Annotated in this window: 9 protein-coding genes; 3 read left to right on the top strand and 6 right to left on the bottom strand. The window is 46.7% G+C overall.

The features are described from left to right. Positions 1–156: 156 nt before the first annotated feature. The 3 genes from MHI48_RS04295 to MHI48_RS04285 all read right to left on the bottom strand — a co-directional run bounded on the left by MHI48_RS04295 (position 157) and on the right by MHI48_RS04285 (position 4,429). Positions 157–1,005, bottom strand: coding sequence for a GNAT family N-acetyltransferase (locus tag MHI48_RS04295; RefSeq protein ID WP_405143147.1), 849 nt, complete (start codon positions 1,003–1,005; stop codon positions 157–159). Between the two features lie 210 nt (positions 1,006–1,215). Then, entirely contained in the window at positions 1,216–3,396 is a 2,181-nt protein-coding gene (gene gnpA, locus MHI48_RS04290) for a 1,3-beta-galactosyl-N-acetylhexosamine phosphorylase (protein WP_405143145.1), read from the bottom strand. Between the two features lie 13 nt (positions 3,397–3,409). After that, a complete protein-coding gene (locus MHI48_RS04285; RefSeq protein ID WP_076329538.1) occupies positions 3,410–4,429 on the bottom strand; it encodes a glycoside hydrolase family 105 protein in 1,020 nt (339 codons plus the stop codon). Between the two features lie 171 nt (positions 4,430–4,600). Here MHI48_RS04285 and MHI48_RS04280 point away from each other — a divergent pair, with 171 nt between their 5' ends. The 3 genes from MHI48_RS04280 to MHI48_RS04270 all read left to right on the top strand — a co-directional run bounded on the left by MHI48_RS04280 (position 4,601) and on the right by MHI48_RS04270 (position 9,918). Beyond that, positions 4,601–5,548: an AraC family transcriptional regulator gene (locus MHI48_RS04280; protein WP_076329539.1), complete on the top strand. Its 948-nt coding sequence runs from the start codon at positions 4,601–4,603 to the stop codon at positions 5,546–5,548. 120 nt (positions 5,549–5,668) lie between these two features. Then, the gene (locus tag MHI48_RS04275; protein ID WP_405143143.1) at positions 5,669–8,800 is read left to right on the top strand and encodes an ATP-binding protein; all 3,132 of its coding nucleotides are present in this window, start codon (positions 5,669–5,671) and stop codon (positions 8,798–8,800) included. Continuing rightward, positions 8,797–9,918, top strand: coding sequence for a response regulator (locus MHI48_RS04270; protein ID WP_340019254.1), 1,122 nt, complete (start codon positions 8,797–8,799; stop codon positions 9,916–9,918). Before MHI48_RS04275 ends, MHI48_RS04270 begins: the two co-directional genes overlap by 4 nt. 172 nt (positions 9,919–10,090) lie before the next feature. On the opposite strand, the gene MHI48_RS04265 is transcribed toward MHI48_RS04270, so the two are convergent. The 3 genes from MHI48_RS04265 to MHI48_RS04255 form a co-directional block, all read right to left on the bottom strand. Next, the gene (locus MHI48_RS04265) at positions 10,091–11,272 is read right to left on the bottom strand and encodes a DUF4317 domain-containing protein (protein WP_211083093.1); all 1,182 of its coding nucleotides are present in this window, start codon (positions 11,270–11,272) and stop codon (positions 10,091–10,093) included. A 363-nt stretch (positions 11,273–11,635) separates the two neighbouring features. Further along, entirely contained in the window at positions 11,636–12,808 is a 1,173-nt protein-coding gene (locus MHI48_RS04260) for an ABC transporter permease (protein WP_405143140.1), read from the bottom strand. Continuing rightward, positions 12,792–13,424 carry an HlyD family efflux transporter periplasmic adaptor subunit gene (locus tag MHI48_RS04255; protein ID WP_036606016.1) on the bottom strand — a complete coding sequence of 211 codons (633 nt, stop codon included), beginning with the start codon at positions 13,422–13,424 and terminating at the stop codon, positions 12,792–12,794. Before MHI48_RS04255 ends, MHI48_RS04260 begins: the two co-directional genes overlap by 17 nt. Between the last annotated feature and the right edge of the window lie 27 nt (positions 13,425–13,451).

Here is a 13,451-nt window from a genome sequence, read left to right as displayed (position 1 = left end):
TTATAACGAGTACAGGATGGGTTGGATACTGCAATCCAGGATTTCCGGGAAGCCTTTATTCAACCTCCCGTTCAACTGGTCCAACAAGACAGACGCTAACACCCCACATATTTTCGTTTGAACCCGATCTGATCTTAAGTCGAAACGACGATCACGTTATAATTTCAAGAGCATTTCGTACTGGCCCACATGATATGCAAAACCTGATTTGACCAAGAGGAAATCTTGCATCGGTTTCAGATGAGACTCCACATTGAGGACACTGATTCTAGGCGATTCTGTGCGTTGGACCATCTCTGTCAGGATGCTGCTTGCAATACCTTTGCCCCGGTAATTTTGGTTCACTGCAAGCTGTGGAATATCACCTGTTTTTTGATCTATAATGCCATAACCAACAATGCTGTGATCCTGACGTGCTACCACATAGATAAAAGCCTCCGGTACAGCGTAGATGGAATCAATTGAATTTTGCCAGGAGGGCTCCACATCCCAAAATTCCTTAAACTGCTCCAAATCGATTCTCTCCACACATTCCACCGTGGAGGTCGTTTGCGGTATGAATTGATCTTTTTGCAACTGGAAACATGAAAATTCCCTTTGAATTTTGAAGTTTTGTTTACTGTACAGTTGAACTGCAGATTCGTTGGATTGGATGACTTCCAGCAAATAGTGCTCTACATTTTTTTCTTTTAACAGCTTTTGAATATTCAAGAGCAGATCGCTTGTAATGCCTTGCCGCCTGCAATCTTTTACAACGCCTGTCCCAAGATCATATGCAGTTGTCTTTCCATTCCAGCTTCGAAGTCCATTGATAACAAATCCGACCATTCTCTCATCTTTAAAGGCTCCCATAGATATTTCGGGGTGATAACCCCTTCGTTGGAGCATTTGTTGAAACTTCCAAAAAGGCAAATCCATTTTAACCTGATAGTCGGAGAACGCATCCACAAACGCCTCGTGAAGTGTCTCCATGCTTATTTTGTCCAACAATTTATAACTGTACATTAGGGCACTCTCTCCTTTAAAAAGATGAAAACAATAATATATTAGGGCTCATGATCCCTATCCTTATTTAAATATTCTACTAAATAGTGTTAAAACTATAAAGTAATATCCGTACGATAAAATCTGCTTTCTTCAGAGTTTTCAGACACGCCCTAATAACTAAAATAGACCGCTCCCTGGTTAAGGAATACGGTCTATCGAGTCATTATTCTATGGGGATACCGATTTTGTTAAACCAATTTTGGTGATCACCGTATCATACGGCTCCAATTCCACGGTCTGTTTTTCATGCTCTGTATTGATCGTCGTGGACTGAACCTGATTGCTATTATTGATCACAACCAATATGTTGCTCTCGGGGTAATAGGCGCACTCAGTATACAAGTTATCCGTGATGTACTTTGTTTCATGGAATTCATTGCCCGCAAATCGAATCAAATTCAGAAGTAGTCTTGTATTTTCCCAGCTGAATTCGAAGGAAGGCAGGTAGATCCCTTTTCCTTTTCCAAAAGCATGTGTGGACAGTGTGATCTGACCATCCGTTTCACTCACTACAGCTGCTGATCCATCAGTAAGATAAATGTTATCTTTCGGAAGTATGCTGGCCCCCTCAGGCACCAAACCATACTCATCATTAACCTCATACGACCATTTTCCATGAACAACCCTTGCACCTGTATCCTCATCCACCCCAAGCACATGAGCCATTCTGAAAAAGCTGTCGTACCCGTCCATTGCCGAAGGCTGGTTAATGCCAATAAAGGTACCACCCTCATATACCCATTGTGTCAATAAGTCCACAGACTTGTGGTCACTCCAGTGCTCTCCACCGCTCCATGCTGAACCTGCAGAGCCGGCATTGATGACGACATCTATATCCTTCAATGCGCCCTGACGAATATCATCAAAATCAATAAACTGCACGTCAACAGGCAACCCGGCTAATGCCTCATTCACATGAATCAGATCATGCATATGCGTTTCATGAAAATGACCGGACAAGGTCCACGATCTTAACTTGCCCCAGCTATGCAGCACGGCTACCTTTGTCTTGATCTGATAAGGCTTTCCAGCCTGATGTAGCTCTTTCATTTCCCTGAATTCATGGGCAATCTTCTCGATATAATCCACAAAGTCCGGGTAAGGCTCAACCAGATGCAAATATCCACCCAGTCCAATCCGGTCAATCGACTCACGCAGCAGCGCACGCCGGATATTAATCCAGTATTTCTTCGCATCCAGGGTAGGGTCTCCTCCCTCTTTGAAGGTAGGAAGCCCGCCTAAGCCAACTGGGAACAAGTAGGGATGCAAGCGAATCTCATGGGTATCAGCCTTAACGCCGGAGCACATTCTTGCCTCGTAACCGGAGAACACACATTTGATCATGCCGTCGAATCCAAATTCCTCAAAGCGATCATTATACGGCTCCATGCCCACCCAGCTGTCATCATAGAAGACATACGCCAGCTTGTCATGTTTGTGTACAATATCAATTAACTTTTTACCGAATTCAATGACAAAATCATTGATAAATGCCATCCAGTCCAGTTTGCGCTGATCCGCAGGCATATGAGTGACCTGATATTTACCGCCATTTACAAAGTCCTCGGCGGAGAGTGAATACCCATATTTTTGAGCAAACAGATCCAGCGCTCTCGAACTTACCGTGAAATCGTATGAACCCCAATCCGAGAACAGATGGCGATTCCGCTCATCACTGCCCCAGATCCAGGCGAAGTTATAAAATAGGGACGTAAAACGTACAACGGTTGTTTCCGGGTGTTCTTGGCACCACTTTTCCATCCAATCCAGCAAATAGGTTTGGGTGTCTGTATAGATCGGGTCAATCTGCATCAGATGCTCTTTGTCCCAATTATTCGTCGTGTGATTGTACATGGAAATCTCTTCCCATATCCGATAAACCATGAAACTCACCGTGTATTTATGCCAAGGAGCAACGCCGGTAATGACAACATTGCCAGATTCCCTTTCATAATTCCACTGTCCTCTAGGAACTTCTTCCCCAGTCGTTCGGTCGTACACCTGCCAATACTTAAACGCTTCTTTCGAATCATTCACCCTGAATTGTTCAGCGAAGAAGTCCTCCATCAGATAGATGGATACATAATCTTGGACAGCAACCTTTGGATTCGTTATTAGAAAACATTGCTGCAGCTTATCCAGATTACGGGATGCCCACTCATTATGATCCCGAATAATGCAAATGGTTGAATAGATGCCGTATCCGGCATTAATAATCTCATCGGACAATTTTGTACCGTCACTGTCACGGATCACATCGGCACCCCAGCGGTCGGCAAGTTCAAGCGTCAGTGCTTCATAACCGGATTCTCCCGGTAGTGTAAAGGAGCCTTTGGTTAATTTGGACAATTGGGTTCCCTCCCTATCTCAACATATCGGACAGAAAAGCGAGTGCCAGGCCCTGACCCCAGCCCTGAATCCAGTCTTTTGGTATATTGCGATAGCCATCCCGATCCTTCATTACCGCCGTACCGCCAGATACACCAAGCACCCGTCCATCTTCGCTAATGTTGTTCAGGATGCCTTCCAATGCCTTTTGCACGTATTTGGTATGCAGTGGATTGCCGTTATTGATCATCGCTGCTGCAATACCCGCGGAGGCTGACACCTCTTCATACGATTCTTCGTCATCCAAAACGGTACGCCACAAGCCATTCTCGGTCTGCACCAGCTTGAGAGCCGCCAATTGATCACGAAGGGCACACTCTACGTCCATACATTGGGGATACAAGTACCAGTCGTTGAGCTGAGGTTTCACCTGAGACATGGTATAGGCTCCCCAAGCGTTCGCTCTTCCCCAGTAAAATCCGGACATATGGTCCTTGTTGATATTGTTATAACCGTGATACCACAGACTGCTGCTCGGATCTTGCAGGTATTTGATATGCCAGTAATACTGATTCAGCGCATCCTGAATCATGGCTTCGTCTTTTAATTTGCTACCTACGCGGAGCAGGAAAAATGCCGCCATAAACAAGGTATCCGCCCAAGCCTGTTCCGGAAAATCATTGGAAACCGATACCGTATGCTGAAGCACATTGTCTCCAAAACGAAGCGCATGATTCTGGAGATAATCAACCTTGCTGAGGACAATGTTCCAATATTTCTGATCCCCGGTTTCTTCATATAAAGTGATGAGCACATGGCCCATGGCACATGTATTCACCGTCCAACTTGGCAGACCCAGCTCGATATATTCGTCTGCCCATTTCACCAGTCTGTCCAGAATCTCTTGGTTGCCTGTCGTTTGATAGGCTCTGGATACACCATAATAAGCCACTCCACCGGGCCAATCCCATGTCAGATCCATATCCAGTGTTTTCTTGGTAACGTTCTCGATTACGTGTAGAATCTGATCCCTGTCATATTTCACTTGAAGCATTGTTATTCCCCTCTCCCTGTGCACACGCCCCCAAGTGCGCCCTGAGAGGTGTCCGTCCATTAATGTAAACGCTTTACTTATTCCATTGTACGCAGTAAAATAGTCACAATCTAAGCATATTCATAACAAAACTGTGCAATTTCAATCATTTATACATAGGAGTCCTCGAAAATGCCCAAACCGAAGAAACCTGTCATTGAATATCGTCACTATAGCCTGCCCATTGATTTCCCTGTCCTGTTACTCAGTGGAGACCGCTGGAGAATATCCGATATCAAGAGTGAGCATCTTCATTTCCATAACCACATGGAGATTGGCATCTGTTATTCAGATGGGGGGATCATGGAGATTAAGGGAGAATCTGTGCCTTTTCGAGCAGGGGACATCACGTTCATTCCCCGATATCTTCCGCATACCACATACAGTTCACCTGATAACGCCAGCCTGTGGGCTTATATCTTTTTTTCACCGGAAGAACTCTTTCGTCATTCGCTCAAAAGAGCACAAACTCACATTGAACCGAATCTATGGGCGATTCAGGGAACCAATTGCATTCTGAATAAGGAACAGCATCCCAAAATTCATATGCTCGCAACTTCAATCGTTGAAGAAATGAAGCAGCAGTCCCCCTACTATCGGGAGAGCGCGTACGGCTTGTTGATGTCTCTATATATCGAACTGCTTCGAATTCATGCGAGCAGCGAACGCTTGTCATCTCAGGATCACGAACGGGAAAGAGACCTCCAAGGTGACTTGGTCATCTCACCCGTGCTGGAGTTTATCACCAAAAACTATATGATGCCTGTGACCATCGATTACCTCGCTGATCTGTGTCATCTGAGTACAACGCATTTTCGCCGCAAGTTCCATGAAATTATGGGAACCACGCCGCTTGATTTTCTGAACAGTACCCGGATTGAAGAGGCATGCAAACGATTAAAAAGCACCGAGGCCTCCATTCTGTCCATCTCTGAGCAGGTCGGCTTCCGATCCATCTCCAGCTTTAACCGCTGCTTCGCCAAACTGATGGGCGAATCGCCTAAAGCCTGGCGCAAAGGCGCTCATACAGAAGCACAGTCTGCAAAAGCCTCAATATTGGAATTCACGGGGTGGGTATGAAGGAATTTGTCGAAATATGATTGCACCCCCCAGAGATATTCGCTACAATGCCGATAGAATACAAGAGATTTTGTCCGAAGCTACCAAAGGATTGAACAATCTCTAAAGGAGCAGCATTTCGTGTTATTAAAAATTTCAGGCGTTGTCCTGACTGTTGTACTCGCTATTACCGTACTGCTGCTGTCAACGATCAGAGAACCACAATCTGCTGCGCTTCATGCCCGTCAAGGTGTTCTGGACCTCTCGGCCTGGGACCCTGAACAAGACGAGCGGATCAAGCTGGACGGGGAGTGGGAATTTTACTGGGAGCGATTGCTTCCTGACGAATCTGCAACATCGAATCAGGCTGGTCCAACGAAAGCACCCGACACCTATGCAACCGTTCCCGGCTCCTGGAATCGACTTAAAGTGGATGGTGAACGACTGCCAACCCACGGCTTCGCCACGTATCGACTGGTACTGCGTAATGCACCTGTTGAGGGAACACTGGCGATCAAAAAAATGAACATCCGTTTTGCCAGCGAGATCTACATTAATGGCAACAAGCTGCTGGAAGACGGGCATGCCGTGGCAAAATCCGCAGGTTACCGACCAGGCAACTCCCCCCAGATTGGCTTTTTCCCCTATCATGGCGGTGACATTGAGATTTTGATTCGGGTGGCTAATTACGATTACACGGACTCTGGCATTCCGGGTCCACTCTTTTTTGGCGAACAAGCAGCCATGCTGAAAAAACATCAATTCAACACAGCTATCGAATTTGGCACGCTTGCTGTACTGGGTACCATTTCGATCATATTCCTCATCAGTTACCTAGGGTCTGCACTCTACCGAAACAGAGACGATTCCCTGCTGCTGATTGGTCTAATCTGTCTGCTGTATGCACTTTATAACGGCATGATCAGCGAACGTGTGTTATCCATGGCGGGCACGGAAATCTCCTTTAGCACACTCTATAAATTAAAAGATTTCTGCTCCGTGGCATGTCTGGGTCTGTTAACCTTTTACTTCTACCGATTCAAAACAGGCATCCTGTCCGGTATGCTCACGGCGGTGATCCTGATCATCTTTGGAGCATACTTATGTATGGTCGCGCTCCTGCCTATTTCCATCTATGGGCTGGCTGCACCTTACGTCGTCGTTATGTACACGTTGCTGTTAATCTGGTTGCTGTATCAATGTGCAAAACAGTTCCTAACTAGTGAGAAGGGCGAACGGCTGTCTACTTTTCTGTGGTACGCAGCTCTCTTAAGCATCATGCTGTATTGTCTGGACATTAATCTCTTCTCGATCTCGCTCAAGGAAAATATGAACATCGGACAGGCTTCCATTGTCCTATTCAGCATCCTGATGCTGTTTCTAGCGGTGCTTCGGTTCTTCGAGGCCTATCGTACGGTCCGCACTCTCAAAGATCAGTTGCTCTTGCTGGACAAGGTGAAGGACGACTTCCTGTCCAATACTTCGCATGAGCTCAAAACACCGCTGAACGCGATTGTTAACATCAGTGAAAGCCTGCTTAAAGGCGCAGAAGGTCCCCTTACCGATGAGCAAGCGCACAATCTCGCGATCGTGACGGGAAGTGGCAGACGATTAACCTATCTGGTCGATGAATTACTGGATTATTCGAAAATGAAACATGGCGACATCCCGCTCCACCGGTCTTCGACCGATCTGTACTCGTTTGTCGAATCGGTCATGCGTATGCACTCCTTCCTGCTTGGCGCGAAAAAGGTGGAGCTTATCAACCGCATCCCGGCGCATTTCCCGCCGATCTATGCAGACGGCAATCGACTGATTCAGATTTTGCATAATCTGATCGGCAATGCCGTTAAGTTCACGGAACGTGGCACGGTAAGCATCAAAGCGGCGGTTGTGCAAGGCAAAGCGGAAATACGCATTGTGGATACCGGCCGTGGTATCGGTACGGACAAGCTGGAACATATCTTCCTGCCGTTCGAGCAAGAAGCGGATACGGGGCCAGTCGTTGCTGGAGGCACCGGTCTAGGACTAAGCATTACACGCAAGCTGGTCGAGCTGCATGGCGGAACCATTCATGCGGAATCAGCACCCGGCATGGGTGCTACGTTCATCCTGACCTTTCCGCTGGCAGAGAATAAAGGAGAGAAACGTTCCAACGTCATGCCACTTACCATCGCTCCTACAGGTCCTGGTAATCGGCTACTCCGGTTCGAAGAACCAACGATTGTACAAGGGAATAAAGACGAATGGATCATCGTTGTGGATGACGACTCGGCTAATTTGCAGACGATTGTTAATCTCTTGAAGCTGGAAGGATACAGTTATGCAGTCACTTCACGCTCACCTTCAGTACTGGAGCTGCTGGACAAACTACCTGCCGTGCATCTCGTCATTGCTGATATCATGATGCCCGACATGTCGGGTTACGAATTGCTGGAACGGATCAGGGAGCGCTTCTCTCCTTCCGAGTTGCCTGTACTCATGCTGACGGCGAGTAATAAAGCCAATCAATTGAAGCTGGCCTTGGAGAAAGGCGCCAATGATTTTGTATCCAAGCCGTTCGAATCGGAGGAACTGCTGGCACGGATCGGCGGTTTGACTCGGATGAAAACATCCGTGCAAGCTGCGCGAGATGCGGAAATATCTTTTTTGCGGTCTCAGATGAACCCACACTTTCTGTATAACGCCCTGAACGCCATTGCCGAATTGTGTGTGGATGCGCCGAATCGGGCAGAACAATTGATTTTGCAATTATCGAGTTACTTACGACGGAGTGTGCACTTTAAACATCTGGACTCAAAAACTAGCCTAATGAACGAACTGGAGATGATCGAGGCATATGTATCCATAGAGCAAGCCCGTTTTGGCTCAAGGTTGGAGGTCATTATCGATGTGGATGCGGACGTGAACCGGAATATGGACATTCCACCGCTCACGTTACAGCCCCTGATCGAAAACGCGATTCGGCATGGGCTGATGTCCAGCATTCGCGGTGGTCGGGTCATGTTGTCTATCCGCAACCTGAATGATACGGAAACACGGTTCACCATCGAGGACAACGGAATCGGCATAACCAAGCAACGGATGGACGAAATTCGGCAATCCACGGACGGCAGTAACGGTGTTGGACTATGGAATATTTCCAGCCGGTTGAACCTGCTGTATGGCAGACACCTTCAGATGGAAAGTCTGGACGGCGAGGGAACGCGGATTACCTTTGATCTTCCAAATCAACGTCTAAGCACAGATGGGAACGGAGGTTATGAAACATGAAGATGAAAGTCATCATCGTGGACGATGAGGATTTGTCGCTGAAGCGACTGAATCGCATTTTGACAGAAAGCGGAGAAGTTGAGGTATCTCGTGCGTTTCATGACCCGGAGGAAGCCTGTGAATATGCGGCAGAGAATAGCTTCGATGCGGCATTTCTGGACATTACGATGCCTCGCATCTCGGGTATGCAACTCATTGGTGAATTGCGTAAACATCAACCTTCGCTTCCAATCGTGCTGGTGACCGGTTATGAGGAATATGCGGTGCAGGCCTTCGACAAAGAGGTCATCGATTACGTCATCAAGCCGGTCACGGCTGAGCGACTGAACCGCAGCATCAAACGGTTGCAGGAAAAGCTTCACAAGTCCGTGACAACACCTGAACCAGCGGTGCCTGGACCCAAACTGAACGTTCGTCTGTTCGGTGAATTCACCGTGTTTGGCGGTGCCGGAGCAGACAGTCCCATCAAGCTTAGAACGCCCAAAACCGAAGAGTTACTTGCATTCTTGCTGTATACCAAATCAACCACCCGCGATGCCTTGGCCGATACGTTATGGAAGGACCTCAGTCCGCAGAAAGCCTGGACCAACATCAATTCCACACTGTACTACGTGCGACGTGCCATCGGTGATAACAGTGACGTGCCGATCATTCTCAAGGACAGAAACGGTATCCGTATCGACCGGGAAGCGATTAACTGTGATCTGTACGAGTTCGAAACTTTGTTCCGGCAGATGCGTCAGGCCTCGGCACATCGCCCCGAGCTCTTCGAGCGGATGGATACGTTGTATACGGGTGAACTTCTGAAAGGAAGGCATTATGAGTGGGCTTTTGCGTGGTCCAGACAGCTGGAACTGGATTTCATCATGACGATGGAAACTGCGGCCCACTATCACGCGAAGGCAGGCGAGCCGTTACGGGCGCTGTATTATTTTGAACGTATCCTCCAGATTGATTCGATTCGGGAAGATATTCATCGCGAGATCATCCTGTTGTATCTGTCGCTTGGACGAAGAACCGAAGCGCAACGACAGTATCTGGTGCTGGAGGAATTGCTCAAAGAGGAGCTTGGCTCCAGTCCGGCAGCGGATATCAAACAACTGCTGCGACAGTCATGAAACAGCAAAAAAGCCCATGCCTTGGCGATAATGAACTGCTCCCATCGTAGTCTTCTACGGTCTACTATGACAGGGAGCAGTTCAGTGTTGCTTTTGGCTTGGGCTTTTTGCAATAAATGGACGTTTATTCGTCCATAACTGATGATTTTACATCATCATTGTCTAGAATCAATTACTCATTTATGAGTTTTTCTGTATTAAGGGTAAAGCCTTCAATCACTACATCTTCGTCCACTTCAATCATGATGCAACGTCTGCCTTGATAATTTACCTGCTTCACATATCTCAGGTCTTGCGGGCTAACCGAAATCGTAGCAACCTTGGTCTCAATCTTAATGGACTTGGACGTAAACTTCGGCATAACACTGGTTGCCTTCATCTCATAGTTCTTGTTATCAACGATGGTTTCGAAGGCCCGTTCCACTTTCTCCGTTGTCAGATCCTCTATACCGCTTGCGGTCAGTACACGTTCCAGATCTTTATAATCCAGCTTCGGAGGTTCTTCCTCATGGGACTCTTCGTTAATCTCGATGACTCGGTTGATCTCCTCGTATACATGTGCAATTGTGGCTGAATCGAGCTGTTCACCGGCCACTTCCTTCACGATATCTTCGAAGATCGCCCGTTCTTCCAGTGCGGTAACGGATCTTTCTCCATTCAATACATTTTCAACAAAATGCGGATCCGGGAAATTAGATTTCCCTGTACAATACAGTACACGATTCACATCGGAGTAGTTGTCCGTCACGCTAGGGTACAAGAATCCTTGCTCTGGCGTGCTTAATTTGATAATCGGATCTACAATAATGTTGTATTTAAATTCTCTCTCCACGTAATCAAACAAGAGTGTCTTCCGCTGTTTCTCCGTGGAATTCACGCTGCACAGAATGAACGGATGGGCGAACACCTCATTCTTCTCACTCTCTTCCGTGGCTTCGTTTCTAGCCTTGGTCGGCAGATAATACTGTCCACGCACAAACGTAGCTACCATGTCCCGCTCAAACTTCGCATCCACTAACATTCGATCCACGAGCAGCAGCATCAGATCCTGCCATTCATCCGGATCACCTGTTACCAGCGCCTGGTGAAGCAATACTTGTGCTGGATCCTCCGCCGCTTCCTGGAACTTCAACTCAAACAACTTCTGATCTAAATCACCTGTCAGCAATTTTTTGAAATTGCCCATGTACAGCTCCTGCTTCTCTCTGTCCACCAGTTCGAACGGGTGACGCTCCCAATGATATACCTCATTCGTTTCCTTCGTAATATACACATTGAGAATATCGTAAATATTCAGTAGATCGTGATCGAGTTTAAATTGCTTGCGTATATGCGCGACTTCTTTTTTATTCATGATTCGTTAGACAACTCCCACAATATATAATTTTATCTGCGTGCAGCTCTATATCCTAAAAGCCAGTGCTCCCTTGGAAGTCTTCATCTGAGCAGTAGGTCACAAATGGGCGCAGCTATGGAGTAGCTGGATCAAGCCGTTCTTGCTCTCCATTTCTGTACTCTCAGTGAGAAATTATATCATATAATGATGACGATTAATGAGAAACAATCTATGGTATTTCCCTCTTTATCACGATCCATTTTTGAATATGGAAAATAGCTCGCCGTATGGGAGCACGAATGAGATTTAAAAGAAAACAGAAAGACGCAACAGGAATGACTCCCGTGCGCCTTTTTTCGTTGTTTAACAATTCTTAAATAATTAACTACTGCTCGGCAATATATCCGTATTCAACAGGGGTGCTCTGCTGGAAGAAACTTTCCTTGTTTCCCGCAGAAACAGTAATCCTATAAACAAGGACACTCCGCCAATAATAATCAGCAATGCCCCCAACTCCTGACTATAGGCTGTCAGCGCTCCGTCCCTAAACGCCATTCCACGAATCAGACGGTTAAGCCAGTTCATGGGTAATGCCCATGCGAACATTTGGAACGGTTCTGGGAACGCCAGTGGCGTTAGTTGAATTCCCGTAGCCAGAAAGGAGGGATACAATACAAAACTGGTTCGTAGGCTTACTTTCGACATTTCTTTGGCAGTGTATCCTATCAGCATACCCATGAGTGACAAGGCAAAAGCATAAACAACTAACGGAATGATAAAAAGATAAGCCTCTGCTTCAAACCGCATTCCCCCCACCTGCTTTAATAATCCATAGGATAGAAGTAGCGAAAGCGAACTCAACACAGTGTAAGGTACACTCCGAACCCATAGCTGGAAAGGTGACCTTCCGTTTGCAAACAGTTTCCCTTCCTGACGAAGCCGGGGTACAATTGAGCCCGCCGCGCTTGTCGTAATCATCAATACTACGATATTTACAAATCCAAGCACCATAAAACCGACATAACTGGAGGTTGGATTAAACAGCACCCGCTGCTGAAGGGATAACGGTGACACGATTCCTTTAGCTGTCTCGGCATCCATACCCTTTTGGATCAGACTTGTCATGGAAAGGGTCATATTCTCTGTCTGGATGATCTCCTGAATCGCAGTGCGAATACCGGTTAACCCCGAGGGCATCGTGTTATCCATCAAGATGCCGATATTTGTCGATTTCCCTTGTTGTTGACGCAATCCCAACTGATTGGGAAGCATAATGACCGCTACAGCCTGCTCGTTGGCAAGCAATGTTTCAGGACTCATTCGGCTCACATATACGCTTTTGACGCTCATATATTGTGACGCATTTATCTTGGAGATCAATTGCCGTGAATATTCGCTATGATCCTCATCAATAACCACAACTGGTGATTTATTAAGTTGATTCTGCGAGAACATTAATCCAAAAAATAGGGCTGCAATCATTGGCCCAATTAAAATCAGCCGTATATACTTACTGTCCGCGACGTACTTCCATTCGTCAATCAGTGATTTCATCAAGTTTCACCTCTGCTGTCATCCCCGGAAGCAAATCGGTATTCGAATCCATCGATATTCGGACCAGAAACATGCTCAAATCGGCTTGCCCTTTTTCCCGCGACATACGCAAGTTCGCAAACTGAGGAGCAGTTGAGATGGAAATAATACTCCCCTTCACCTGCGTTGGCTGATCCAAATAAGGGAAATGAACATCAATGCTTTGATTCACTTCAAGCTGTTGAATTTCACTTTCCTGTATGTAAAGGTCGGTGTAATACGTATTCTTTTGCACAACTGCTAGCGGGACTCCTGCTTGGACTTGATCTCCCTGTATTACAGCAACTCGGTCAACCAACCCGTCATACGGTGCAAGTACCTCCTTATCTCCCTCCCCCGCTGATTTCACTTTGAAAAGTACCTCTCCCTCTTTCACGGAGTCACCTGCAGACACACCAACCTCTGCAATCGTCCCGGGACTATTCTGATAAAATAATGTCGTTTGCTCTGCCTCAAGTATGCCTTGTTTACTGCTCTCGGCCTGACTTACAGCATCCTTTCCTTTAACAGCCAGAAGTGAACCTCCAACAATGAACACCATCGCAATTCCGATATACAAACCTGCTTTTAACTTCATCTTTTTATCTCTCCCATTCCCAATCCT

The sequence above is a fragment of the Paenibacillus sp. FSL H7-0942 genome (assembly GCF_045040715.1).
GTDB classification, from domain to species: domain Bacteria; phylum Bacillota; class Bacilli; order Paenibacillales; family Paenibacillaceae; genus Paenibacillus; species Paenibacillus amylolyticus.
This window is presented reverse-complemented; position numbering and strand designations above follow the sequence as displayed.

Coding starts and splice junctions, on each gene's coding strand:
- MHI48_RS04295 (WP_405143147.1), bottom strand. CDS start 1,005: ATGTACAGTTATAAATTGTTGGACAAAATAAGCATGGAGACACTTCAC.
- MHI48_RS04265 (WP_211083093.1), bottom strand. CDS start 11,272: ATGAATAAAAAAGAAGTCGCGCATATACGCAAGCAATTTAAACTCGAT.
- MHI48_RS04280 (WP_076329539.1), top strand. CDS start 4,601: ATGCCCAAACCGAAGAAACCTGTCATTGAATATCGTCACTATAGCCTG.
- MHI48_RS04285 (WP_076329538.1), bottom strand. CDS start 4,429: ATGCTTCAAGTGAAATATGACAGGGATCAGATTCTACACGTAATCGAG.
- MHI48_RS04260 (WP_405143140.1), bottom strand. CDS start 12,808: ATGAAATCACTGATTGACGAATGGAAGTACGTCGCGGACAGTAAGTAT.
- MHI48_RS04270 (WP_340019254.1), top strand. CDS start 8,797: ATGAAGATGAAAGTCATCATCGTGGACGATGAGGATTTGTCGCTGAAG.
- MHI48_RS04255 (WP_036606016.1), bottom strand. CDS start 13,424: ATGAAGTTAAAAGCAGGTTTGTATATCGGAATTGCGATGGTGTTCATT.